Raw genomic sequence first — 21,582 nt, 5'->3', positions numbered from 1 at the left:
TGACCCCACCACGGATGAAGCTTTTGTCGCTTCATCTCACAAAAATGACACCAGACCGCGGGCCACTAGGGAGCTGCGCGCAGCCCCGCGAATCCTGCGCAGAAACTCAACCTGCCAGGTCAAACACCAGCACTTCGGCGTCGTTGCCATCCGCCAGCGACAGCGCCGCCTCATCCTCGATCAGCGCGGCATCCCCGCCCGACAAGGCCTGGCCATTGACCGCCAACGCGCCTCGCACCATATGCACGTACGTCTTGCGGCCGGGTTGCAGGGGCACAGACACCGCATCGGCGCCCTGGAACAGGCCGGAGTAGAGCCGCGCATCGGCATGGATCTTCACCGAGCCGCTGGCACCGTCTGGCGACGCCACCAGCCGCAGCACGCCGCGTTTTTCGGCATCGGCAAAGGTTTTTTGCTCATAGCCGGGAGCGATGCCGCGGACGTTGGGTTCGATCCAGATCTGCAGGAAGTGCGTGGTTTGCCCCTCCGCGTGGTTGAACTCGCTGTGCATCACCCCGGTACCAGCGCTCATGCGCTGCACATCGCCCGGCGGTATAGCCTTGACGTTGCCCATGCTGTCCTTGTGGGCCAGTTCACCGGACAGCACGTAGCTGATGATCTCCATGTCACGGTGCCCGTGCGTGCCGAAACCGGTACCCGGGGCAATGCGGTCTTCGTTGATGACGCGCAGGTTGCCAAAGCCCATGTGCGCCGGGTCGTGGTAGCCGGCAAATGAAAAGCTGTGGAACGACTGCAGCCAGCCGTGGTCGGCATAGCCCCGGTCTTGTGATTTGCGAATGGTCAGCATGGCAGGGTCCTTTTCAAGCCTCCAATGTACGCACCGGCGGAGGGATCAGCACGCAGGCAAATCGTCGTAACGATTCAAATTTACTGAAATAAACTTGCACCACCATGCAAAACGCACGCGATGTCCTCACGCCAGATGCCTTGGCCATGCTGCAGGTGATTGCCAAGGAAGGCAGTTTCGCTGCCGCCGCGCGCGAACTCGGCCTCGTGCCCAGCGCCCTCACCTACCGGGTGCGCCAGATCGAGGATGCCCTGGATGTACTGCTGTTCGACCGCAGCGCCCGCCAGGCACGGCCTACCGAGGCCGGCAGCGAACTGCTGCGCGAGGGTGCGCGGCTGCTGCACGACATCGACGCCGTGGCCCATCGCGTGCGCCGGGTGGCCACGGGGTGGGAGCCGCAGCTCACGCTGTCGGTGGACGGCATCATCTCGCCACAGACCATGCTGGAGCTGGTGGATGCCTTTTATGCGATGGCGCCGCCCACGCGTCTGAAGCTGCGCGACGGCATCATGGCCGGCACGCTGGAGGCCCTCACATCCGGGCGGGCCGATCTGGCGATTGGCGTGTCGATCGCAGGCTCGGAGGTGGCGGGGCTGCAGCAGGCGCTGCTGGGCGAGGTGCTATTCATCTACGCCGTGGCGCCGCACCACCCGCTGGCGGCCGTGCCAGAGCCCATCACCGATGCCACGCTGCGCCAGCACCGCGCGGTGGCGGTGGCCGATTCGGCCACCCGCGGCGGGGCCACCATGGGGCTGCTGGGCGGGCAGGATGTGCTGACGGTAGACACCATGCAGGCCAAGCTGCAGGTGCAGCTGCGCGGACTGGGCGGGGGCTTTCTGCCCGAACCCATGCTGCGGCCCTATCTGGAGGCCGGCCGCCTCGTGGCGCGCCGTGTGGCGCGGCCCGAGCGCAACGTGCGCGTGCATTACGCCTGGGGCGGCCCTGGCTTCGCCGCGCCGGGCCGGGCCCTGCAATGGTGGCTGACCCAGCTGCAAAGCCCCGCCACACGCCGCGCTCTGCTGGAAAACCACCATCATTTCTGACCCTTTGTGCGCCGCAGCGGGTGCCGTGCGCGTGTAGAGTGGTTGCTGTTGCACGTCCTTCGCAGTTTCTTAGCCGTCCGTCACACAAAGGCCACTCCATGAGCACACCTGACACCCGCCCCGCCGAACGCCGCCGACGCAACGCCCAAGCATCCCAGCCTTCCAGCGCAGCGCAATCCGCTGCCGCTTCCGCGCCCGCCACCTGGTCGGGCAAGCCACGCAAGCACTTTGCCGTCATCGGCGCCGGCATGGCGGGCATTGCCTGCGCGCGCACGCTGGTGCAGGCTGGCCACCAGGTGACGGTGTTTGAAAAGGCCGACGAAGTGGGCGGGCGCACCGCCACGGTCGACAGCCCGTTTGGGGCCTTCGATTCGGGCGCGCAGTACTTCACCGTGCGCGACCCGCGTTTCGCGCGCGCCATCGACACCGTACCGGGCGTGTGCAAGCGCTGGAGCGCCAACTCGGTTCGCGTGCTGGACGCCACCGGACGCGTGGCTGCCGAAGGCCTGGCACGGGGCGAGGCGCACTGGGTGGCAAGCCCGGGCATGCAGTCGCTGGTGGCTACCTGGGCAGAACCGCTGAACCGCTCGGGCGATCTCGTCGTGCAGACGCGCGTGGCGCGCATCGAGCCAGATGCCGTCAACGCCGGTGGATGGCAGCTGCGCACGGCTGGCGCCGATGGGGCCCAGCGCGTCTACGCTGGTTACGATGCAGTGCTGCTGGCCATGCCATCGGTGCCTGCGCAGGCCCTGCTGGCCAGTTCGGGCCTTGAAAGCCGGCTGGCCGATGCCCTGGCGACCGTGGCGATTGCCCCCTGCTGGACGCTGATGCTGGCCTACCCCCAGGCCGTGCGGCCAGGCCTGACCACCCTCGGGCCGCAGTGGAACGCAGCGCGCAGCACCCACCACCGCATCGCCTGGCTGGCGCGCGAATCGTCCAAGCCCGGCCGCAACCTCGTCGAACGCTGGACGGTGCAGGCCAGCCCGGCCTGGTCTGCCGAACACCTGGAAGACGACGAAGCCCGCGTGCAGGCCAAGCTGCTCAAGGCCTTTGCAGAGGTCACCGGCATCCGTGCCGAGCCGTCGTATGTGGAGACACGCCGCTGGCGCTACGCGCAGACCACGCATCCGCTGGGCCGCAGCCATCTGTGGGACGGGGGCGCCGGCATTGGTGCCTGCGGTGACTGGTGCATTGGCCACCGCGTGGAAGACGCCTTCGTGTCCGGGCTCGAACTCGCACTTGCCGTGGCATGACAGCCCCGGGCGCGCACGAGCGCGCTGCCCCGGCGCTGACGGCCGAAGCCGTCCCCACGCAGGCCCGCGGTAGCGGGCACTATGTGGGGCGCTTTGCCCCGTCGCCCACCGGCCCGCTGCATGCGGGCTCCCTGGTGGCCGCGCTGGCAAGCTGGCTGGACGCAAGGGCTTTCAACGAGGGGCGGGGCGGCCAGTGGCTGATCCGGATCGAAGACGTAGACATCCCCCGCTGCAGCCTGAGCGCTGCGGAGTCCATCCTTTCGCAGCTGGCCGCCTGTGGCCTGCGGCCAGATGGCCCGCCGCTGTGGCAGTCGGCTCGCGGCCACCGATACCAGACGGTCCTGGACGCGCTGGTAGCCGCAGGCAGGGCTTACCCGTGCGGATGTTCGCGCAAGGACATCGAAGAAGCGCATGAGGCCATGGGCCATGCCCGTGAGCGGCATGCAGCCCTGCCCTACCCCGGCACCTGCCGCCATGGGCTGTCTGGCAAGGCTGCCCGTTCGTGGCGTTTTGCAGTACCCGCTAAAAACCCGCCAGAAGGCGGCGCGAGCACCACCACGCCCGCCAGCGAAGCCATCAGCAGTAGTACCACTGGCACCCCCTTCGTGATGCGTGTCGCGGGCCATGATGTCTGGTGGCATGACCGTCGTCTGGGCCTGCAACACCAGAATGTGGCCGAGGCTGTGGGCGATTTTGTGTTGCGCCGCGCGGATGACCTATGGGCCTACCAGTTGGCTGTGGTCGTGGACGACGGTGACCAAGGCATCACCCACGTCGTGCGCGGCGAGGACTTAGCCGACAACACTGCGCGCCAGATCCTGCTGCAGAAGGCACTGGGCATGCCCACGCCGCGCTACCTCCATGCGCCGCTGGTCTGTGGTGACAACGGCGAGAAATTGTCCAAGCAGAACGGTGCCCGGGCCTTGGACCTGCATGCGCCTGTTGCTGCGCTGGCACAGGCGGCCCGGGTGCTCGGGCTTCCTCCACTGGAAGCCAGGCGGGAAAATTCTGTACCCGACGCGCTTGCCCATTGGGTCAAAGCGTGGGGACGAATCTACAATCAGAGACCGTGACCGAACCCACCCTTGCCCCTGCGCCCGAGAGCGCCCTGCCAGATGCCCCGCCGCGCGCGCCGGGCAGCGCCCCCGCCGGCGTGACCCATCCCAAGACCATCAAGAGCTTTGTGCGCCGTGCCGGCCGCACCACCACGGGCCAGGCCAAGGCTTTTGAAGACCTCGGCCCCCGCTATGTGCTGCCCTACCAGCCCACGCCCATCGATGCCGTCGCAGCCTTTGGCCGCGACGCAGCGCTGATCCTGGAGATTGGCTTTGGCATGGGCGAAGCCACGGCACATATTGCCAACGTGCGTCCGGGCGACAATTTTCTGTGCTGCGAGGTGCATGAACCCGGCGTGGGCGCCCTGCTCAAGCGCATTGGCGAACAAGGCCTGACGAACATCCGTATCCTGCAGCATGACGCTGTCGAAGTTCTGGACCACATGCTGCCGCAGGCAAGCCTGGACGGGGTCCACATCTTCTTCCCCGACCCCTGGCACAAGACCAAGCACAACAAGCGCCGCCTGATCCAGTCGCCCCTGGTGGCCAAGCTGGCGGCACGGCTCAAGCCTGGTGGCTACCTGCATTGCGCCACCGACTGGGAGCCCTACGCGCAGCAGATGCTGCAGGTGCTGGGCAACGAGCCTGCGCTGCACAACACCGCCGAAGGGTTTGCACCGCAACCCGACTATCGTCCCCTGACCAAGTTTGAAAACCGGGGACTCCGCCTCGGGCACGGGGTGTGGGACCTGGTCTTTGTGCGTTCCGCCTGATACCGATTTGCACGCGCTGCCCGCCGTCCTATTCTCATGACGCCCATCCTTCAAAATCTGGTCGAAATGACCGGCCACCGTGACCACCTCCGACTGGAGGTTTCGGTGCTGTCGACGCTGCAAAAGCTCACCAGCATCATCGAGGTCCGAGCGCTGGAGCTCTTCACAGACTCTGGGCAGGCACACGTGCGGCCGCGGACCTGGGTGGAAAACGGCCAGCTGACCTCGACCGATTCAGAGGCCGCGACCGACCCGCGGCGCGAGGCGCTCGAGCACTACCCCGCACTGCGCGAATGCATTGAAACCCACGGCGACAGCGCCCTGGCCTCACCGCGCAAGGGTCGCCATGTGCTCTGGCTGCCGGTATGGATGCACGAGAAGGTGCACACCTGCCTGGAGATCACTCAGTCACGTCCGTTTTCGGCGCACAAGCTTGATGTGCTCAAGGGCGTGTTTGCGGTCTACCAGAACTACCAGAGCCTGCTGGACTACAGCGAACGCGATGCGCTCACCGGGCTCTTCAACCGCAAGACGTTTGACGAGCAGTTCTCGCGCCACACCATGCAGGGCCTGCCCAGCAGGGCCGGCGCGGTGGTGGAAACTCTGGCCGCCGAAGAATCAGCGTCCAGCAGCGAACCCATCCAGCAGTGGCTGGCCGTAGTGGACATCGATCACTTCAAGCAGGTCAACGACCGCTTCGGCCACCTCTATGGCGACGAAGTGCTGATCCTCGTCGCGAACATCCTGCGCAACAGCTTTCGCAGCCACGACCGCATCTTCCGGTTTGGGGGCGAGGAATTTGTGGTGCTGCTGCGCTCCACAACCCTGAGCACGGCACACAAGGTATTCAACCGGTTTCGTACCGCCGTGCAGGAATATGCGTTTCCCCAGGTCGGTCAGGTCACGGTCAGCCTTGGCTTCGTCAGCACGACCAAGGGTGCGCCGGTGGAAATATTGGGTCAAGCAGACCAGGCTCTCTACTACGCCAAGGAGCACGGGCGCAACCAGGTCTGCTATTACGACGAGTTGGTGGCGGGCGGCGAATTGGCGGCGAAGGTCGTCGGCAACGACGACGTCGAACTGTTCTGAGTCTCGCGGATTACGACTTCAGGATACGCTGAAGCCGTCCGCGATCACCGCTCAACGCGCCAGTCAGGTGGGTGCGCGAAGTTCGCGGTTTCACGTCTCCTGCACCACCAACAAGCAACGGCCAGAGCACCTCAAAGGGTGCCCTTAGCCACCCTCCCCATTCCTACAGCTGCGCCGTCACCCAGGGCAGCACCGAGGCCAGCGCCTTCGGCAGCTGCGTGGCATCGGTGCCACCAGCCATGGCCATGTCGGGCTTGCCGCCGCCCTTTCCGCCTACCTGCTGGGCCACAAAGTTCACCAGTTCGCCCGCCTTGATACGGCCCACGCTGTCGGCGGTCACGCCCGCGGCAAGTTGCACCTTGCCGCCATCCACGGCGGCCAGCACGATCACGGCGGTTTTGAGCTTGTCCTTGAGCTTGTCCATGGTGTCGCGCAGCGTCTTGGCATCTGCACCCGGCAGTGCAGCGGCCAGCACCTGGATGCCGCCCACTTCCACCGCCTGCGTCAGCAACTCGTCGCCCTGGTTCGACGCCAGCTTGCCCTTGAGCGCTACCACTTCCTTTTCGAGCGCGCGTGCGCTTTCCAGGGCCTGCACGATGCGGCCGTTGAGTTCGGTTACCGGGGCCTTGAGCGTGCTGGCAGCCTGGTTCACGGTGTCTTCCAGCTGCTGCAGGTAAGCCAGCGCATTGGCGCCCGTCACGGCCTCAATGCGACGCACGCCCGCGGCCACACCGCCTTCGCTCACCACCTTGAACAGGCCGATATCGCCTGTGCGCTGCACGTGCGTGCCGCCGCACAGTTCGCGGCTAGTGCCAATGTCCAGCACGCGCACGGTGTCGCCATACTTTTCGCCAAAGAGCATCACGGCACCGGTCTTCTGGGCCGACTCGATGTCCATCACGCGGGCCTGCGTGGAGTGGTTTTCCAGAATCTCGGCATTCACGCGGCGCTCGATCTCGCGGACCTCGACCGCCGTCACGGCTGCGTTGTGCGTGAAGTCGAAACGGGTGCGGTCTGCGTTGACCAGGCTGCCCTTTTGCTGCACGTGGCTGCCCAGCACTTCGCGCAGCGCCTTGTGCATGATGTGCGTGACCGAGTGGTTGCGCATGGTGGCAGCGCGCACGGCCATGTTCACCTGGGCCTGCACGGTGTCGCCCACATTGAGCGTGCCTTCCTGCAGCGTGCCATGGTGACCGAATACGTCGGCCTTGATCTTCAGGGTGTCATCCACCGCAAAGCGGGCCGAGCCGCTGGTGATCACGCCCTCGTCGCCCACCTGGCCGCCGCTTTCGGCGTAGAACGGGGTACTGTCCAGCACCACCACGCCATTTTGACCACTTTTGAGGACCGCGGCGCTAGTACCGTCTACATAGATTGCTACGATTTTTGCGTCGTGTGCAAGCTGTTCGTAGCCCGTGAACTGATTGGAGGCGCCGGTGTATTCCAGCGCCTTGTCCATCTTGAACTTGCCGGCTGCGCGGGCCTGGGCCTTCTGCTTTTCCATCGCAGTCTTGAAACCTGCCTCGTCCACTTCCACGTCGCGCTCACGGCACACATCGTTGGTCAGGTCGAGCGGGAAGCCGTAGGTGTCGTGGAGCTTGAAAGCCACATCGCCGGGCAGCACCTTCGCGCCGCCGTCCAGGGCCGCGTCCAGGATTTCCATGCCGTTGGCCAGCGTCTCAAAGAAGCGCTCTTCCTCGGCCTTGAGCACATCCGTGATGCGCTTTTCCTGGTCGCGGATCGATGGGTACGCATCGCCCATCAGTCGCACCAGGTCGGCCACGAGCTTGTGGAAGAACGGCGTCTTCTTGCCCAGCTTGTAGCCGTGGCGGATCGCGCGGCGCACGATGCGGCGCTGCACATAACCGCGGCCTTCGTTGCTGGGGATCACGCCGTCACTCACCAGGAACGCGGTGGCGCGGATGTGGTCGGCAATCACCCGCAGGCTCTTGTGGTTCAGGTCGCTCACCCCCGTCTCGCGGCCAGCGGCCTTGATGAGCTGATCGAAGATGTCGATTTCGTAGTTGCTGTGCACGTGCTGCAGGATGGCCGCCAGGCGCTCCAGGCCCATGCCGGTGTCCACGCAGGGCGCGGGCAGTGGCGTCACGGCACCGGTTTCGTCCATGTTGAACTGCATGAACACGTTGTTCCAGATCTCGATGAAGCGATCGCCGTCTTCATCGGGGCTGCCGGGGGGACCGCCGGCAATGTGCGGGCCGTGGTCGTAGAAGATTTCGCTGCAGGGGCCGCAGGGGCCGGTGTCGGCCATCATCCAGAAGTTGTCGGACTTGTAGCGGCCGCCCTTGTTGTCGCCGATGCGGATCACGCGCTCGGGCGGCAGGCCAATTTCCTTGGTCCAGATGTCGTAGGCCTCGTCGTCTTCCTGGTACACGGTGGCCAGCAAACGCTCGGGCGGCAGCTTGTAAACCGTGGTCAGCAGTTCCCACGCCCAGTGCAGGGACTCGCGCTTGAAATAGTCGCCAAACGACCAGTTGCCCAGCATTTCAAAGAACGTGTGGTGGCGTGCGGTGTAGCCCACGTTTTCCAGGTCGTTGTGCTTGCCACCGGCACGCAGGCAGGCCTGCACCGACACGGCGCGGTTGTACGAGCGTTTGTCCGTGCCCAGGAACACGTCCTTGAACTGCACCATGCCTGAGTTGGTGAACATCAGGGTCGGGTCGTTGCCGGGCACCAGCGGGCTCGATGCCACCACGGTGTGGCCCTTGGAGACGAAGAAGTCCAGGAATGACTTGCGGATGTCGGCGACGGAAAAAGTGGGGTTGCTCATGGTGTGTACGTTGGTTGTGCACGGGGCGATGCCGCACAGGGTCGGCACGCGTGGGCCAACCGGCAATTATAGGTTTGCGGGCCTGTCGCTACCGGCACAGTGGGCGACCGCGCCAAGGCGCTATTCTTTTGACCACCAAGGCTGTTGCAGCACTCTGCATGTGCCTTTCTTCCCCAGGATCCGTCCCGGTCTCCCCCCCGTCAAACAGCTGAAACCTACGGCCATGCATTCCTCGCCCCTTGCCCTGCTCAACGACCCCACCCTGCTCAAGACCGATGCGCTGGTCAATGGCGTATGGCTGCCCGGCAGCAGCCGCTTTGACGTGAACGACCCTGCCACCGGGTACAAGCTGGCCGATGTGGCCAATCTGGGCCCTGCGGACGCGGAGGCCGCCATTGCCGCAGCGAATGCCGCCTGGGGCCCCTGGAAGACCCGCACGGCCAAGGAGCGCAGCGCCATCCTGCGCAAGTGGTATGACCTGTTCATGGCCCACCAGGACGATCTGGCCCGCATCATGACGGCCGAGCAAGGCAAGCCCTTTGCCGAAGCCAAGGGCGAAGTGGCCTATGGCGCAAGCTTTGTGGAGTGGTTTGCCGAAGAGGCCAAGCGGGTGAACGGCGAGACGCTGCCGCAGTTCGACAACAACCGGCGCCTGCTGGTGATGAAACAGCCCATAGGCGTATGCGCGGCCATCACGCCATGGAACTTTCCGCTCGCCATGATCACCCGCAAGGTCGCGCCCGCGCTGGCGGCGGGCTGCCCCGTGGTTATCAAGCCGGCCGAGTTGACGCCGCTGACGGCCCTGGCCGCAGCCGAGCTGGCCATTCGCGCCGGCATACCGGCGGGCGTGCTCAACATCCTCAGCGCCGACAGCGGCAACTCCATTGCCATCGGCAAGGTGCTGTGCGCGAGCGACGTGGTGCGCCACATCAGCTTTACCGGCAGCACCGAGGTGGGCCGCATCCTGATGGCGCAGTCGGCTCCCACGGTCAAGAAGATGTCACTGGAGCTGGGCGGCAACGCCCCGTTCATCGTGTTTGACGACGCCGACGTGGACAGCGCCGTGGAAGGCGCGTTTGCCAGCAAGTACCGCAATGCCGGCCAGACCTGCGTGTGCACCAACCGGTTTTACGTGCAGGAAGGCGTGTACGACGAGTTCGTGGCCAAGTTCGCCGCCAAGGTGAAGACCGCCAAGGTCGGCAATGGCTTCGAGGACGGCGTGAACCAGGGCCCGCTGATCGAAGAAGCAGCGCTTGAGAAAGTGCAGCGCCATGTCGACGATGCCTTGGCCAAAGGCGGCCGCGTGGTGGCGGGTGGCCAGCGGCTGAAGAGCCTCGGATCAGGCCAGTTCTTCGAGCCAACGGTGGTGGCGAACGCAACCGCAGACATGCTTTGCGCCCGTGAGGAGACCTTCGGACCCTTCGCCCCCGTATTCCGGTTCAAGACCGAGCAGGAAGCCATTGACGCGGCCAACAACACCGAGTTCGGACTGGCCAGCTACTTCTACAGCCGCGATGTGGGACGCATCTTCCGCGTGGGCGAAGCGCTGGAGTACGGCATGGTTGGCATCAACGTAGGCATCCTGGCCACCGAGCATGTGCCATTCGGCGGCGTCAAGCAGTCGGGCCTGGGCCGGGAGGGCTCGCACTACGGCATGGACGACTACGTCGAGATCAAATACCTGTGCCTGGGTGACATCCTGAAATAGCCGATATTGCTATTATTTTGATAGCAATAGAGGCATATAAATCATGGACTACAAGGCATTTTGGCTTGTACTTGGTCGCTGGAAGGCCCTTGCGGCCCTCCGGAGCAGGATGCACAGAAGCAAAAAGGCCAGCCCTGTTTTCACAAGACCGGCCTTTTTGGGAATCTGGAGCGGGTGAAGGGAATCGAACCCTCGTATGAAGCTTGGGAAGCTGCCGTTCTACCATTGAACTACACCCGCAATCTGCAACCCGTTGATTTCAAACGGTTTTCGCTGCTAAGTCGTTGATTTAGCGTGGCATTTTGCCGGTGCGCTATTTCAAAAACTGTCCATATTGTATCTATGCTTTGTGCCGGCAGATACGGCGCTGGCGTAGGTTTAGTTCAGGTTTTTTGGCGTAGTATCCGCGCCATGTTCTTCGACCCCCGCGCCGCCAAGCTGCTACAGCCCGGCCAGCACATCGTAATCGAAGGCTGCCAGGGCCTGCGGCTGGTGGCCACGGCATCCCGCAAGACATGGACGTACCGCTACAAAGACGATAGCGGGAAGATGAAGCAGGTAGCCATTGGGCAATGGCCTGCCATCCCCGTGCAGGCTGCCGCGGCACAGTGGCAGGAGCTGCGCACCCAGCGCAGCGCGGGCGTAGATCCACGCGCCCAGCGCAAGCGCATCAAGGTGGCCGCCAAGCAGGTGACGCCCGAGGCCTACACCGTGCGCCAGCTGGTGCAGGACTACGTGGACGGCCCCCTGAAAGACGGCCGCAAGCCCACCGGGCACGAGGCCGCGCGCCGCGCGCTGCATGCCGTGCTGGACGAAAACCCCACGTTTGCAGAGTCGGCCGCCCACGAGGTGACGCGCGGCGTAGCTTTTGGCATTTTGGACGCCAAAAAAGCTACGCCTATGGCGGCCGTGAAACTGCGCTCCATGTTCGGCGCAGCCTGGGAGCATGCCCACGACAGCGGCCGGCTGGATGGCGCTGTGCCCAACTGGTGGCGCCAGGTCATGCGCGGCAAGCTCAAGAGCAAGGGCAAGATCATCGGTGGCGAGCATGTTGGCCAGGGGCGCCGCGTGCTCACTGGCGACGAGGTGGGCGCCCTGCTCCGCTGGCTGGACAACATGCACCCGCATGGCCGCGACGCGGTGGTGATGTACCTGTGGACGTGCACCCGGGGCGCGGAGATTTTCAGCCTGCGGCCGGAGCATGTCACCAAGGAGCGCGGGCTGTGGTGGTGGACGGTGCCGAAGTCGCTGACCAAAAACGCGGGCGAAGCCCTTGCCGTGGATCTGCGCGTTCCACTCTACGGCCGCGCGCTGGAGGTGGTGCAACGGCGCATCAAGGCCGCGGGCCCGGACGGCTGGCTGTTCACCGGGGCCAAGGGTGGCCCGTACACCCAGCACGATTTCTCTACCTACATCTACGGCCTGCAGCCATACTCCGAGAAAGTGGCGCGCCGGTCATCGCCCGGCCTGGTGCTGCCCGTCACGAACTGGACCCCGCACAACCTGCGGCGCACGGCCCGCACCATGCTCGCGCAGCTGGGGTGCATCAACGAGGTGGCAGAGGCCATCGTGGGGCACATGCCAAAGGACATCGTGGCCACGTACAACGCGCACACCTACGATGCGGAGCGCCGGGAGTGGCTGGCCAAGCTGGACCAGTACCTGGAAGGGCTGGCCGCGCGCCACCCCGAGACGTGAAAAAGCCCGCATTGAGCGGGCTTTTCTCATGGGCGAAAACGTGTGTCAGGTCGAGCTACACATGCGCCAGGACGTGGGCTGCACCGTGGGCCGGCGCCTCATGAGCCGGTGCGCGAAGGCCTTGGCCGCCACCAGGGCGACGCGGGGCGAAAGCTGGCTGGGCACAACCGCCTGCACGGCCTTGGGCACCTCGGCAAACGCGGCCACTACGAAGTCGCGGACGTAGCCGAAACCTGCACGCACGGTGCTGGTGACAGCCTCGAAGGCAGATGCCGCGGCCAGAACGGCGACGGCAAGCAGGGAGAACAGGGAGCGGGAACGGGTCATGTGAATCTCCGGTTGGAATGCCGTGGCTGACGGCGGGTATCCCTTGCCATGGCGGGAATCACTTGGCAGGCGCGGCAGGCTGCTCCACCTGAAAATTGAAAAGGCTTCCTTTTTTCTCTGACAGCTCATGGGCAGAAGTGCAGGACGCAAGGATGGCAATGATTGCCACGGTCATCAGCTCCCTACTGGGCTGCTTGCCCAGCGAGACGGCGACAACGTAGCCGATGATTGCCACGGCAGCGATAAGTGCAAGTGCGGTGGGGATCACTGGGCAGACCCTTCCTGTCCTGATGCTGCATGGGCCAGCTTGCTGCGCAGCTCGTAGCCCATGAGGGGCCAGATTTTTTGCACCGCGTTCTGGCGCGCGATCTTGCGGCCCACTTCGGCGTCGAAGTTCTCAGGGCTGGCACAAGCGCTCTCGCCCGTGACCGTGAAGCCGTTGCGCAGGACCAGCACGCAGAAGGTCAGCAGGCCAAGAGGCGTTTGGTGAACCGTTGATTGCTTCACCAGTGGCAGGGGCACATACCCCTTCGCACGGGAGAGGTGGCCGACATATGTGTGTTCGCTGTAGTCAACGATGGCGTGCCCTGTGTCCGGGTTGTAGAACTCATAGGCCACGGGGCGCGCTGCGCCATCAACCCCCTCAGCGGCGGTGAAGTAGTGCTCACCGACGATGTTTGCCTCGATGTCTGCTGGCGTGACGCGCGGCGCTGTCAGGCCCTTGGCCTGAATTTCTTGCTCAATGGCTTGGTCGGTCATGGGGTTCCTTGGAGTTGCAGGGTCAGAAAGCGGCGATGCGCTCGCCCAGGATCACGGACAGCTCGCGCATCACATCCAGCTGGCGGCGCAGGCGGGCCTGTTCGTCGGCTGGCAGCGTGGCGAAGATAGGGCTGTCAGCGATGAAAGCGGCCAGGCGCTGGATCTCGCCATCGCGGGCGGCCTTTTCGTCGATGACGCGCTGCTGGTGGGGCGGCGCCGTGTTGGCGGCCGGTACTGGCACCAGCGTGTACGCGCGCTCGAAAACATCCCTCGGGGACCAGCTGATGTAGCCGGCGTGGCGCGAGTCGTTGGCCTTCCCGCCGTCCACGTACTCCACAAGGTAGCCCTCGTCGGCCGGGTTTTCGTCGGCCGGCATCTGCCAGCCGCGGTATTCGTTGTAGTCGCCGCGATTCATGGGCGTGGCGTGCACGCGCTTGGTGCCTTCGTACAGCAGGGTCATGGTTTCTTGCGTTGTTGACCCGGCAGCCGGCCGGGGCGGATAATCGAACCGCTGCGGCGTTGAAGGAAACGCAGGTGAAACAAAGGCGATGGCACCAGCCAGAGCAGCCAATCAGTAACCCAGACCCAAAGGCCACGGGAGCCGGAATCAAGCCCGGCCAGCACCATTTCAATTGCTCACCGCTGCATCAACGACACGAACCGGAATCACCGGCCAAGCGGCGGTGAGGGTTCGGACATCAAGCGCGTGGCCATCTGCTTTGCCCGCCAGTTCTTGATAGCTTCGGCTGCACTCAGCGAATAGCTGGTTGATGGCAGTGGCGTACTCAAGGACGGCGGCGGGGGGAGCTGCAGCGAGGCGGCGGGCGGCGTCGGCGGCTTGGTCGCGCAGCCCATCAGACTCAGCGCGAGCAGCATCACGATCACGGCGCACGGAAATTTCACGGGTTCGGGCTTCATTCAGGGCCTCCTGGTATGTCTTGGCGACAGCGCGCTCGTCGGCGCGTGCCCGGGTGACAGCGCCAATGCGCTCGTTCGATTGCTCCAGCCGCACCTCGGCCACGGCCGCGTCCATGCGGGCGTCCTGGAACACCCAGACAGCGCCAGCGGTCACGATGGCAAGGGCCAGATGGGTGATGAGGGAGAGGTTCATGTCAGGTCGCGCCCGCATTTCACGGTTTCGTCAGCCCGGCGATTGGCCAGGCCCTGCACCAGCGTGTAAACCTTCTTGCCCGTCTTGGGGTCGATGGTGCTGGTGAAGCTCCACACCAGCGTGCCGTCATCACCGCGGCTGATGCGCTGGCAGCCGCGCACCCACTCGCCCCGGTTCCATGCGGCCATGGCGCCGCTGCCGCAGGTGCTGGGCGCGCCCAGGTTCCATGCGTGGCTGGTGGCCATGTCGAAAACAGATGGGGGCGGCAGGATCTTGAAGCAGGGGATCAGGTCGCGCTGCACGCGCTCGATGGCGTTTGCTTCTTCCACCACGCACTTTTCTTCGCTCCAGCGCTCGCCCACAATGATCGGGGTGCGGGTAACGTGCCGGGTCAGGCCGTTGCACACAGTCGGGATGTTGTTGGCCAGCTTGTCGGGGTACACCACCAGCACGCGGGCCTTGCCGCTTTCCCACTTCTGCAGGTGCTCCACCAGCGACGGCGCCAGCAGGGTAATGAAGCCGCCCAGTGCGGCCACCCATATCACCTTGGGCTGGATCTTGGGTGCGGTCATTCGTCCACGCCCAGTTCGCCCAGGTCTGTGTCGGGTTTCTGGCCACGGCGCAGCATTTCAATGCGCAGGTCGTGCTCGCGCGTGTGGCGCTTGTCGGCCTTGTGCTTGTAGTACCAGGTGATGATGAGCCCGGCCAATCCGATCAGGATGCCGGCCAGGCCAAAGAATTCATTGGAGAGGAACCAGCCCAAGCCGGAGACACCAACGCCCGTGTATGTGGCCTTGGTACCCACGGCCGCCATGGTCACGTCGATAGCATCTACGGTTTCAGATTTCATGGGTGCCCATGATTGCGACGCATGGCCACACCGTCGAACCCTACTGGGGGGCGCTATGCCGTCACGGACAGCTGGGCGCGCTTTGTGGACACGTTCACGCCATCGGTGCGGCTGGTCGCCACCACCCCGCGCTGGCTGGATCGCGCGCTGATTTCGCGCAGGATCGTGGTGACGCTCACATCGTTGTCAAAGCGCCGCGTGCCCACACGCCCGGTGCCAGCGCTGGTCACACCCACGATGGCGGCGCCCGTACCTGTCACCCCTGCAACCCCTGCGGCTTGGGACGAAACCCCCACCACTGCGCCTGCTTCGCCCGACACGATGACCGCGCCGGCGGCGGCCGAACTGACCGACACAACGGCAGTGCCCACGCCCAGCGCAGGCGCGCTGCCCGCAGCGGTCGAGGCCACGCCCACCGTTGCGGCGCCCGTGCCGCGCACGGCGACGGTGCCGGCGCCAGTGCTCGCCACACCCACGACCGCCTGGCCGGTGATGACAGCGGCCGATGTCACCGTGCCTGCAGCGCTGGAGCCCACGGAAACGACCGCAGCGCCCTGCCCGCGCACAGCTACTGTGCCGGTGGCGCTCGATGCCACGCCGACCGTAGCGCTGGCCGTGCCATTGATGCCGGTGAAAGCCACCGTGCCAGTGCCTGCCGTGGTCACGCCTACCGTAGCCGCGCCCTGGCCCCGCACGGTAGCTGCGCCCGTTGCTGCGCTGGTCACAGCCACCGTAGCGGATGCCACCCCAGCGACGCGCACGGTGCCGGTGGCTGCGGAAGCAACCCCCACGGTCGCAGCGCCAGTGCCCGAGATCGGGGCTGTGCCCACGAATCCGGTTGCGGAGGATGTGACAGAGACGGTAGCCGCGGCAGAGCCGGTGATGGCCACACCACCCGACGATGCGGATGCAACGCCCACGGTGGCGCTCGCTGCGCCCTGCACAGCCACGGTACCGGTGGCTGATGTGCTGACGCCGACCGTCGCGGCGGCTGAACCCTGAACGGCCACAGCGCCGGTAGCGGTAGACGACACGCCGACCGTGGCCGCGGCCGTCCCGGTGATCTCGCCACCGCCAACGGCCGGCGCCCATGCGAAATTGACCGCGTTACCCGCGGGCGGTGTGTAGGTGGCAGGCACGCCCACCCACGAGAAGTTCACCGCGTTGCCAGCGGGCGGCGTGTAGGGCGCGGAGCCCGCTACCGTGCCCGTCCCGGACGCGCTGACCCCCACCGTGGCAGCTGCTGTGCCGGTGATGATGGGTAGCTGCGTGCCAAGGATGGCGAGCATGGGCCCTTACGCGAAATAGATGTCGCCCACCACGGCGCCCAGCGTGGTTGCCGTTGCGTCAGTGTCGGCCGAACCCGTCACGATGGTGCGGGCGATACCTGTAGCGAAGCCGATGCCCCCAAAGCTCGGCGGCGAGTTGTTCACGCCGTTGGGCGGGATGGCGATGGTCATGGCCACACTGGCACCTGCGGTCGGGGTGCCCGCCGTGTTGTGCAACTTGACGTACTGGTAGCTGGCCGTGGTGTTCACCAGGCCCCACCCGACAACGCGGCCCGCGCTCGCCTTGACGTTCAGAGGGTTGGTGGTGGCTGCGCTGACAATGTGATGGATGGATGCCGCGCCGGTGGCATTGGCTCGGTACTGCCCGCCCACGTCACCGATGGCGTTGGTTCCGGCTGGCAGCGCCACCATCGTGCCCTGGTTGACGGTCAGGGTGTTCATGACCTGCACCGGCGCGGGGTGCGAGCCCACCGGGTCGGCCGTGGTGATGCGAACCTTGTCGCGGCCCTGGTCCTCAACCTGCACAAAACCCACCGTCAGCGTGGTGGTGCTGGCGGGCGCAGTGCTGCCGTTCTGCACCACGACAAAGAAGTAGAGGGAAACATCCTCATCGGGGATGTTTTCAATGCGGCTGGCACGGCTTGCCCACTGGTAGCCGGTCGTGCTGGCCACCAGGGCATCGCCCAGGCTCGCGGAAAGCACGTCGAATGCAATCTGCGCCACATGGCCGGGTGACGCGGTGGTGTTGATGGTGGCCCCGGTCGCGCCGCTGTTCCAGCCGCGCCGCTGGCAGTCAAAGCTGCTGTTGGTGGCCGTGGTGCCCGTGTATTCGTTCGCCAGCCAGTTGTGGCCATACAGTGTTAGCAAGCCGGAACCCGACGCGGGCCAGGCAGAGACGGTGAACGTGACAGTCAGGCCCGACACGGATGCGATGGGGTAACGCCCTGGAATGCCCGCGGCGCCGGTGATGACTGACAGGCGCAGCGACTGGCCCACGTTCGCGGCGGTGAACGGGTTGGTCGTCGGAAACGTCACCGTCACGCTGGTTGCGCTGTTGATCGTGTACGACAGCCCGGAGCCGATCAGGTCGGCCAGCTCGAAGCGGAATGTCTGGTTGATGATCCGCTGGGACAGGATGGCTTTGTACCGGGCCAGCATGGACCCCTTGAACGTCAGGTTGGAGCGCAGCACCGTTTCGCTGTTGGCCGTGGTGCCGGTCGTGATGACCAAGTTGCCACCCGACTGGCTGACGGCCATGCCCGCGCCCGTCTGCAGCAGCGTCATTTCAGCGGCGGCCAAGCCCTGCAGCCCGGCGCCCACCTCGGCAAAGCCTACGCGCCAGAACAGCGGCGAGCTGTTGCGCACCGGCAGGGGCGCTGTCTCGCTCACGGGCGTTGCCTCGGTGGTGCCGCCCGTGGCCAGCTTCAGGACTTGGTAGTGCTCTCCGGCGGACACATGAGTTGCAAGCGTTTCGCCGCCGCCGGATTGGTTGAGTTCGAGGGACATGTGGTGCCTTGCTTAAATCGGGATCACGCCGCGGTGAACGAGCGCGGGCAGAGTCGCCTCGCCAGTGACGGGGTAGGCAACGACGGTGTGCTCGCCGGCGTAGCTGGTGGTGATGGCGAATGCGCCGGTGGCGGCGTCGCTGATTGCGCCCCCAACATAGACGCCTGTGTCCTCACGCTGCGCCCGCACGACACGAGCAACAGGCGTGCCTGCGGAGCCTGTCACCAATCCAGACAGCAGGTAGGTAGTTGACGCAGAGTCAGGGAACGCCTCGGTCGGAGGCGTAAAGTTCGCTGTATAGCGGGCGACGCCCTTGGTAATTCGCAGATCGTCTATAAAGCCGATGAGACGCGCGGGGTAGGTTGTATTCCTAGTGCCACCAATGGAAAGCGGGCGCCCGAAAGTCTCAAATGATGTGTAGCCAGGGGGAGATTGCGAGGACGCACCCGAAAGCATTACGCCATTCAGGAATAGACGGCGGGTGCCACCTTGCACGGTGGCGGCAATGTGATGCCACGTATTTTGTGCAATAGCCGCGGACGCACGGAAAAATGTGGCAGCCGGAGCCTCTGCCGTTCCCCATGAGTCGAGCTGCAGACCTGTGCCCGTAGTCGAGGAGTCGCCCTGAATTGCAAGGATGTAGCCACTGATCGCGGACGTGTCCCATGTGGAGAGAATAGCCGCAGAGCGATTCCCATCCACATCCCCCGCGCTGTTCCCGGCGATGTAAACCCAAGCCTCAATCGTAAAGTCGCCCGTTGCAAAGGTGAATGCCGTGGGGTCTGAGACAGAGAGGTAATCGCCGCCACCAAAAAAAGCGACCGATGCGCCCCCAAACTTGCTCTGCGCCGTGCTCACCTGGGCACTGCCAAGCCGCGTCACCGCCTTCGGTGCGGGGCTGGAGTCTGTGAACGTGGTGGCGCCGTTGCTGCCGTCACCATGCAGCAGCAAGCTGACATCCGCAAAGTTTGAATCTCCGACCGGCATGCCCGCCCCTTACGCCCCGGCGGCCGTCAGCGTCTTGGCCGTGATCGTCACGGTCTGGCCGTTGGCGATGCTGGTGTTGTCCAGCTGCAGGTCGCCGCCACCACCTGTGGCAGTGATGTTGCCCTGCTCGTGGCAGGTACTGCCCGCGTTGTTGACGATGCGGTAGTGCGCCGCCGTTCCGGCAGCGATGGCCGCGACAGTCCACGAGCCCAGCAGCGTCTTGGCGCCGGCCGAAGCAGCGTTCATGAAGTCGGCCGGGCAGGTTATTTCAGCCAGCAGCGTGCCCGACGCAGCCGTGGCGCAGTCCGCAGGCTGCGCGCCCGTGCGGATCTGCAGCTTGGGCGATGCGCCGATGGTGGTTTCGATACTGTCCAGCAGGGCGTTACGGACAGCGACAGAGAATTGAACGGGCATGGTGATTTCCTTCAGGTGATGGGGGTGGTGACTTCGGTGCCTACCGTCACGGCGCCTTCCAGCAATGCCGTGACCACGCCACCAGGGGAAACAAGCTCCAGGTCATAGACGCCGCTGGATTTGCCCAGCGCCTCGGCCTGGGCCGCGGTGATCGTGATTTCAATGACCTTGCCGGCGTCGTCCAGCAAGATGCCGCCACCCAGGTCGGAGGTCAGCGCCAGCAACACCGTGCCGCCCACGCGGTCCTTGATCTGCATGCGCGCCGTGTAGCCGGCCATCGCCTTGGGGGTCAGCCAGGCCAAGTAGCCGGTGTTTGCGGTGTGACGCCCGAACCCCGCCGCGCTGATGTCGTTGAACTCAATGCGGGTAGAACTGACCACCGTGGCCCGGCGCATGTCCGAAGCCTTGGGTGGGTTGTTCTTGGCGTTGAGCTGCGTGAGGCCCTTGGCATCCACCACAGCCACATTCCATCCGTCAGGGATGGTGTGCGCCGCCGTGGTGATGGCAACGGGCGCCGTGAGCGCAATGGCGCTGATGGCCGCGTACAGCCAGGGCTCCGTCTCCCACCGGATGGGCAGGACGAAGGTAGCCCCTCGGCGGATGTCGATGTCGTGCTGTAGTGCGGCTGGCATGCCCTGCAGTGTTCCCACCGCAGGACTCCAGGTCGAACCCTACTGGGGGGCGCGTCAGTTCTGGCGGAAGGTCGTCGTGGTGCTGTTGCCCACGCTGGTGCCCACGTTCAGGTTGTTGAGCGCAGCCGCTGCCTGGGTGGCCAGCTGCTGCGATGCCGCCAGCATGGCGCGCACCTGGGCGTCCATGCCGGTCAGCTTGCTCTTGAGGTTCGCGTCGGCCACGCCGAAGTCCAGCCCGGCTTTCTTGAACACCGCGTCCAGCGGAACCTGCCCGGCCTGCACATCGGTCGAGTACATGCGGGTCAGGGCATCCACCAGCGTGCGGTAGGCATCCGCCTCGCTGGTCGTGACCGCCTTGTAAACATCGGCCTCGGCCGTCACCCCAGCGCGCCAGCCGTCCACCTGGGCGCGGTACATATCAGCCGTGGCCCCGGTTTCTGCCTTGTAGAAGTCCGATTGCGCGCCGCTGATCGTGCGGTATGCGTCTGTCTTGGCCCCGGTCACGGCCTTGAAAATGTCCGACTCGGCACCCGCCTCGGCCGAATACAGCTGCGTCTGCGCCGACAGCAGCTTGGCCTGGGTGTCGGCAATGGTGTTGGCCAGCGTCATCGCCAGCTGCGGGCCGGAAACCAGCGCCTGCATGTAGTTGATCGCCGCGCTGATCGCCGCCGTGCGCACGCCGATGGCCTGCTGCACCGCGAATTTCGCGTTGTCGATCTCGTCCTGGTGCGCCTTGATGGCAATGTCGCGGGACTGCTGGCTCAGGGCATTGGTCAGGCCCTGCCGAATGGTCTGAATGCCGTGCACCAGCGCGCCGGGTGGCAGCGCATAGCCGCGCGATGCCCAGGCGGTCATGGCCTCATCTTCGGCCGCTGCGGCTTCGCGCGTCAGCCTGGCGCGGTCACGCTCCCACAGGTGCGCCTCCACATCGGCATCCACCGCGCTGCCACCGGCCAGCACGCGCTCCAGCCAGGCGGTCGCCTGCGTGAAGTAGGTGCCGGGCGGCATCCACTGGGCCATGAACTCGGTGAAGGCCTGCTTGAGCATGGCCACCACCTCGTCCCGGTTGCTCCACACGATGTTTTGCAGCTCGTTGGCGTCCAGGATCTCCAGCACGGGCAGGTCGGGCAGCGTCGGCGCATCGGGCAGGATGGGCACGGCGGCCAGGGTCGGGGCCGTGGTCAGGGCTGGCGCAGATATCCGCGCGGGCACCACCGGGGCCTGCCGCACAGGCGGCGCCGCAGGCATGCTCGGCCGCGAGATCGACTCCTTGAACTCAGTGATGGCCTCGCGTGTGGCGCCATCCAGGCCGGCGCCGTCAATGCTGAACTGCTGGCCGGCCACCGCCAGCGCATCGTCCAGCCGGTCCTCCACCGATGCCGTCTTTTCCACCACAATGCCCCACAGGGCATTGATGAGGCTGGCCGCAAAGGCGATGGAATAGATTTCGCTGTCCTCACCCGTCACCAGGTCTTGGGGTTGTGTCGCCATG

The 21,582-nt window shown here is 65.3% G+C and carries 22 protein-coding genes and 1 tRNA gene; 7 read left to right on the top strand and 16 right to left on the bottom strand.

The annotated features are described in order from the left end of the window. Nucleotides 1-106 precede the first annotated feature (106 nt). Entirely contained in the window at nucleotides 107-808 is a 702-nt protein-coding gene (locus ACTPOI_RS19690) for a pirin family protein (protein WP_440111849.1), read from the bottom strand. A gap of 104 nt (nucleotides 809-912) precedes the next feature. Between ACTPOI_RS19690 and ACTPOI_RS19685 the strand changes: the two genes are divergently transcribed. The 5 genes from ACTPOI_RS19685 to ACTPOI_RS19665 all read left to right on the top strand — a co-directional run bounded on the left by ACTPOI_RS19685 (nucleotide 913) and on the right by ACTPOI_RS19665 (nucleotide 6,021). Next, a complete protein-coding gene (locus ACTPOI_RS19685) occupies nucleotides 913-1,851 on the top strand; it encodes a LysR family transcriptional regulator (protein ID WP_440111846.1) in 939 nt (312 codons plus the stop codon). Between the two features lie 98 nt (nucleotides 1,852-1,949). After that, nucleotides 1,950-3,104 carry an NAD(P)/FAD-dependent oxidoreductase gene (locus ACTPOI_RS19680; protein ID WP_440111844.1) on the top strand — a complete coding sequence of 385 codons (1,155 nt, stop codon included), beginning with the start codon at nucleotides 1,950-1,952 and terminating at the stop codon, nucleotides 3,102-3,104. Next, nucleotides 3,101-4,177, top strand: a complete 1,077-nt coding sequence (gene gluQRS, locus ACTPOI_RS19675) for a tRNA glutamyl-Q(34) synthetase GluQRS (protein WP_440111842.1) — start codon at nucleotides 3,101-3,103, stop codon at nucleotides 4,175-4,177. The genes ACTPOI_RS19680 and gluQRS overlap by 4 nt, the downstream gene beginning before the upstream one ends. Next, a complete protein-coding gene (trmB, locus tag ACTPOI_RS19670) occupies nucleotides 4,174-4,932 on the top strand; it encodes a tRNA (guanosine(46)-N7)-methyltransferase TrmB (protein ID WP_440111840.1) in 759 nt (252 codons plus the stop codon). Before gluQRS ends, trmB begins: the two co-directional genes overlap by 4 nt. 36 nt (nucleotides 4,933-4,968) lie before the next feature. Beyond that, nucleotides 4,969-6,021, top strand: coding sequence for a GGDEF domain-containing protein (locus tag ACTPOI_RS19665; RefSeq protein WP_440111838.1), 1,053 nt, complete (start codon nucleotides 4,969-4,971; stop codon nucleotides 6,019-6,021). A 163-nt stretch (nucleotides 6,022-6,184) separates the two neighbouring features. Here ACTPOI_RS19665 and alaS read toward each other — a convergent pair whose 3' ends face one another. Then, the gene (alaS, locus tag ACTPOI_RS19660) at nucleotides 6,185-8,809 is read right to left on the bottom strand and encodes an alanine--tRNA ligase (protein WP_440111836.1); all 2,625 of its coding nucleotides are present in this window, start codon (nucleotides 8,807-8,809) and stop codon (nucleotides 6,185-6,187) included. 223 nt (nucleotides 8,810-9,032) lie between these two features. Between alaS and ACTPOI_RS19655 the strand changes: the two genes are divergently transcribed. Next, complete coding sequence (locus ACTPOI_RS19655; protein ID WP_440111834.1) at nucleotides 9,033-10,517, top strand: NAD-dependent succinate-semialdehyde dehydrogenase; 1,485 nt, start codon at nucleotides 9,033-9,035, stop codon at nucleotides 10,515-10,517. A 166-nt stretch (nucleotides 10,518-10,683) separates the two neighbouring features. Here ACTPOI_RS19655 and ACTPOI_RS19650 read toward each other — a convergent pair. Next, nucleotides 10,684-10,757: transfer RNA gene (locus ACTPOI_RS19650), tRNA-Gly, on the bottom strand. A gap of 171 nt (nucleotides 10,758-10,928) precedes the next feature. On the opposite strand from ACTPOI_RS19650, the gene ACTPOI_RS19645 reads away from it, so the two are divergent. After that, a complete protein-coding gene (locus ACTPOI_RS19645) occupies nucleotides 10,929-12,215 on the top strand; it encodes a tyrosine-type recombinase/integrase (protein WP_440111832.1) in 1,287 nt (428 codons plus the stop codon). A 45-nt stretch (nucleotides 12,216-12,260) separates the two neighbouring features. Here ACTPOI_RS19645 and ACTPOI_RS19640 read toward each other — a convergent pair whose 3' ends face one another. The 13 genes from ACTPOI_RS19640 to ACTPOI_RS19580 form a co-directional block, all read right to left on the bottom strand. After that, on the bottom strand, nucleotides 12,261-12,542 hold the full coding sequence (locus ACTPOI_RS19640; RefSeq protein WP_440111830.1) for a hypothetical protein: 282 nt from the start codon (nucleotides 12,540-12,542) through the stop codon (nucleotides 12,261-12,263). A 58-nt stretch (nucleotides 12,543-12,600) separates the two neighbouring features. After that, nucleotides 12,601-12,810, bottom strand: coding sequence for a hypothetical protein (locus ACTPOI_RS19635; RefSeq protein WP_440111828.1), 210 nt, complete (start codon nucleotides 12,808-12,810; stop codon nucleotides 12,601-12,603). After that, nucleotides 12,807-13,301: a Gp49 family protein gene (locus ACTPOI_RS19630; RefSeq protein WP_440111826.1), complete on the bottom strand. Its 495-nt coding sequence runs from the start codon at nucleotides 13,299-13,301 to the stop codon at nucleotides 12,807-12,809. The genes ACTPOI_RS19635 and ACTPOI_RS19630 overlap by 4 nt, the downstream gene beginning before the upstream one ends. Before the next feature lie 22 nt (nucleotides 13,302-13,323). Continuing rightward, nucleotides 13,324-13,761 carry a crAss001_48 related protein gene (locus ACTPOI_RS19625; RefSeq protein ID WP_440111824.1) on the bottom strand — a complete coding sequence of 146 codons (438 nt, stop codon included), beginning with the start codon at nucleotides 13,759-13,761 and terminating at the stop codon, nucleotides 13,324-13,326. A 168-nt stretch (nucleotides 13,762-13,929) separates the two neighbouring features. Beyond that, nucleotides 13,930-14,412 carry a hypothetical protein gene (locus tag ACTPOI_RS19620; protein WP_440111822.1) on the bottom strand — a complete coding sequence of 161 codons (483 nt, stop codon included), beginning with the start codon at nucleotides 14,410-14,412 and terminating at the stop codon, nucleotides 13,930-13,932. Then, entirely contained in the window at nucleotides 14,409-14,984 is a 576-nt protein-coding gene (locus ACTPOI_RS19615; protein WP_440111820.1) for a lysozyme, read from the bottom strand. Before ACTPOI_RS19615 ends, ACTPOI_RS19620 begins: the two co-directional genes overlap by 4 nt. Further along, entirely contained in the window at nucleotides 14,981-15,262 is a 282-nt protein-coding gene (locus ACTPOI_RS19610) for a holin (RefSeq protein ID WP_440111818.1), read from the bottom strand. The genes ACTPOI_RS19615 and ACTPOI_RS19610 overlap by 4 nt, the downstream gene beginning before the upstream one ends. 53 nt (nucleotides 15,263-15,315) lie before the next feature. Further along, nucleotides 15,316-16,551 carry a beta strand repeat-containing protein gene (locus tag ACTPOI_RS19605; RefSeq protein ID WP_440111816.1) on the bottom strand — a complete coding sequence of 412 codons (1,236 nt, stop codon included), beginning with the start codon at nucleotides 16,549-16,551 and terminating at the stop codon, nucleotides 15,316-15,318. Between the two features lie 6 nt (nucleotides 16,552-16,557). Next, entirely contained in the window at nucleotides 16,558-18,057 is a 1,500-nt protein-coding gene (locus tag ACTPOI_RS19600; RefSeq protein ID WP_440111813.1) for a hypothetical protein, read from the bottom strand. Nucleotides 18,058-18,069: 12 nt separating this feature from the next. Beyond that, nucleotides 18,070-19,044 carry a LamG domain-containing protein gene (locus tag ACTPOI_RS19595; protein WP_440111811.1) on the bottom strand — a complete coding sequence of 325 codons (975 nt, stop codon included), beginning with the start codon at nucleotides 19,042-19,044 and terminating at the stop codon, nucleotides 18,070-18,072. Between the two features lie 9 nt (nucleotides 19,045-19,053). Continuing rightward, on the bottom strand, nucleotides 19,054-19,458 hold the full coding sequence (locus ACTPOI_RS19590) for a hypothetical protein (protein ID WP_440111809.1): 405 nt from the start codon (nucleotides 19,456-19,458) through the stop codon (nucleotides 19,054-19,056). 11 nt (nucleotides 19,459-19,469) lie between these two features. After that, complete coding sequence (locus tag ACTPOI_RS19585) at nucleotides 19,470-20,108, bottom strand: hypothetical protein (protein ID WP_440111806.1); 639 nt, start codon at nucleotides 20,106-20,108, stop codon at nucleotides 19,470-19,472. 36 nt (nucleotides 20,109-20,144) lie between these two features. Continuing rightward, nucleotides 20,145-21,581, bottom strand: coding sequence for a hypothetical protein (locus ACTPOI_RS19580; RefSeq protein ID WP_440111803.1), 1,437 nt, complete (start codon nucleotides 21,579-21,581; stop codon nucleotides 20,145-20,147). Nucleotide 21,582: the final 1 nt, after the last annotated feature.

This window comes from Acidovorax sp. BL-A-41-H1 (assembly GCF_051942715.1).
The sequence above is the reverse complement of the archived record's forward strand: the minus strand, read 5'-3'. Positions and strand labels throughout refer to the sequence as shown.

What these genes read in the sequence shown, in the direction of transcription:
- ACTPOI_RS19690 (WP_440111849.1), bottom strand. Translation starts at nt 808, where the DNA reads ATGCTGACCATTCGCAAATCACAAGACCGGGGCTATGCCGACCACGGC.
- ACTPOI_RS19685 (WP_440111846.1), top strand. Translation starts at nt 913, where the DNA reads ATGCAAAACGCACGCGATGTCCTCACGCCAGATGCCTTGGCCATGCTG.
- ACTPOI_RS19680 (WP_440111844.1), top strand. Translation starts at nt 1,950, where the DNA reads ATGAGCACACCTGACACCCGCCCCGCCGAACGCCGCCGACGCAACGCC.
- gluQRS (WP_440111842.1), top strand. Translation starts at nt 3,101, where the DNA reads ATGACAGCCCCGGGCGCGCACGAGCGCGCTGCCCCGGCGCTGACGGCC.
- ACTPOI_RS19665 (WP_440111838.1), top strand. Translation starts at nt 4,969, where the DNA reads ATGACGCCCATCCTTCAAAATCTGGTCGAAATGACCGGCCACCGTGAC.
- alaS (WP_440111836.1), bottom strand. Translation starts at nt 8,809, where the DNA reads ATGAGCAACCCCACTTTTTCCGTCGCCGACATCCGCAAGTCATTCCTG.
- ACTPOI_RS19655 (WP_440111834.1), top strand. Translation starts at nt 9,033, where the DNA reads ATGCATTCCTCGCCCCTTGCCCTGCTCAACGACCCCACCCTGCTCAAG.
- ACTPOI_RS19645 (WP_440111832.1), top strand. Translation starts at nt 10,929, where the DNA reads ATGTTCTTCGACCCCCGCGCCGCCAAGCTGCTACAGCCCGGCCAGCAC.
- ACTPOI_RS19640 (WP_440111830.1), bottom strand. Translation starts at nt 12,542, where the DNA reads ATGACCCGTTCCCGCTCCCTGTTCTCCCTGCTTGCCGTCGCCGTTCTG.
- ACTPOI_RS19630 (WP_440111826.1), bottom strand. Translation starts at nt 13,301, where the DNA reads ATGACCGACCAAGCCATTGAGCAAGAAATTCAGGCCAAGGGCCTGACA.
- ACTPOI_RS19625 (WP_440111824.1), bottom strand. Translation starts at nt 13,761, where the DNA reads ATGACCCTGCTGTACGAAGGCACCAAGCGCGTGCACGCCACGCCCATG.
- ACTPOI_RS19620 (WP_440111822.1), bottom strand. Translation starts at nt 14,412, where the DNA reads ATGAACCTCTCCCTCATCACCCATCTGGCCCTTGCCATCGTGACCGCT.
- ACTPOI_RS19615 (WP_440111820.1), bottom strand. Translation starts at nt 14,984, where the DNA reads ATGACCGCACCCAAGATCCAGCCCAAGGTGATATGGGTGGCCGCACTG.
- ACTPOI_RS19610 (WP_440111818.1), bottom strand. Translation starts at nt 15,262, where the DNA reads ATGAAATCTGAAACCGTAGATGCTATCGACGTGACCATGGCGGCCGTG.
- ACTPOI_RS19605 (WP_440111816.1), bottom strand. Translation starts at nt 16,551, where the DNA reads ATGCTCGCCATCCTTGGCACGCAGCTACCCATCATCACCGGCACAGCA.
- ACTPOI_RS19600 (WP_440111813.1), bottom strand. Translation starts at nt 18,057, where the DNA reads ATGTCCCTCGAACTCAACCAATCCGGCGGCGGCGAAACGCTTGCAACT.
- ACTPOI_RS19595 (WP_440111811.1), bottom strand. Translation starts at nt 19,044, where the DNA reads ATGCCGGTCGGAGATTCAAACTTTGCGGATGTCAGCTTGCTGCTGCAT.
- ACTPOI_RS19590 (WP_440111809.1), bottom strand. Translation starts at nt 19,458, where the DNA reads ATGCCCGTTCAATTCTCTGTCGCTGTCCGTAACGCCCTGCTGGACAGT.
- ACTPOI_RS19580 (WP_440111803.1), bottom strand. Translation starts at nt 21,581, where the DNA reads ATGGCGACACAACCCCAAGACCTGGTGACGGGTGAGGACAGCGAAATC.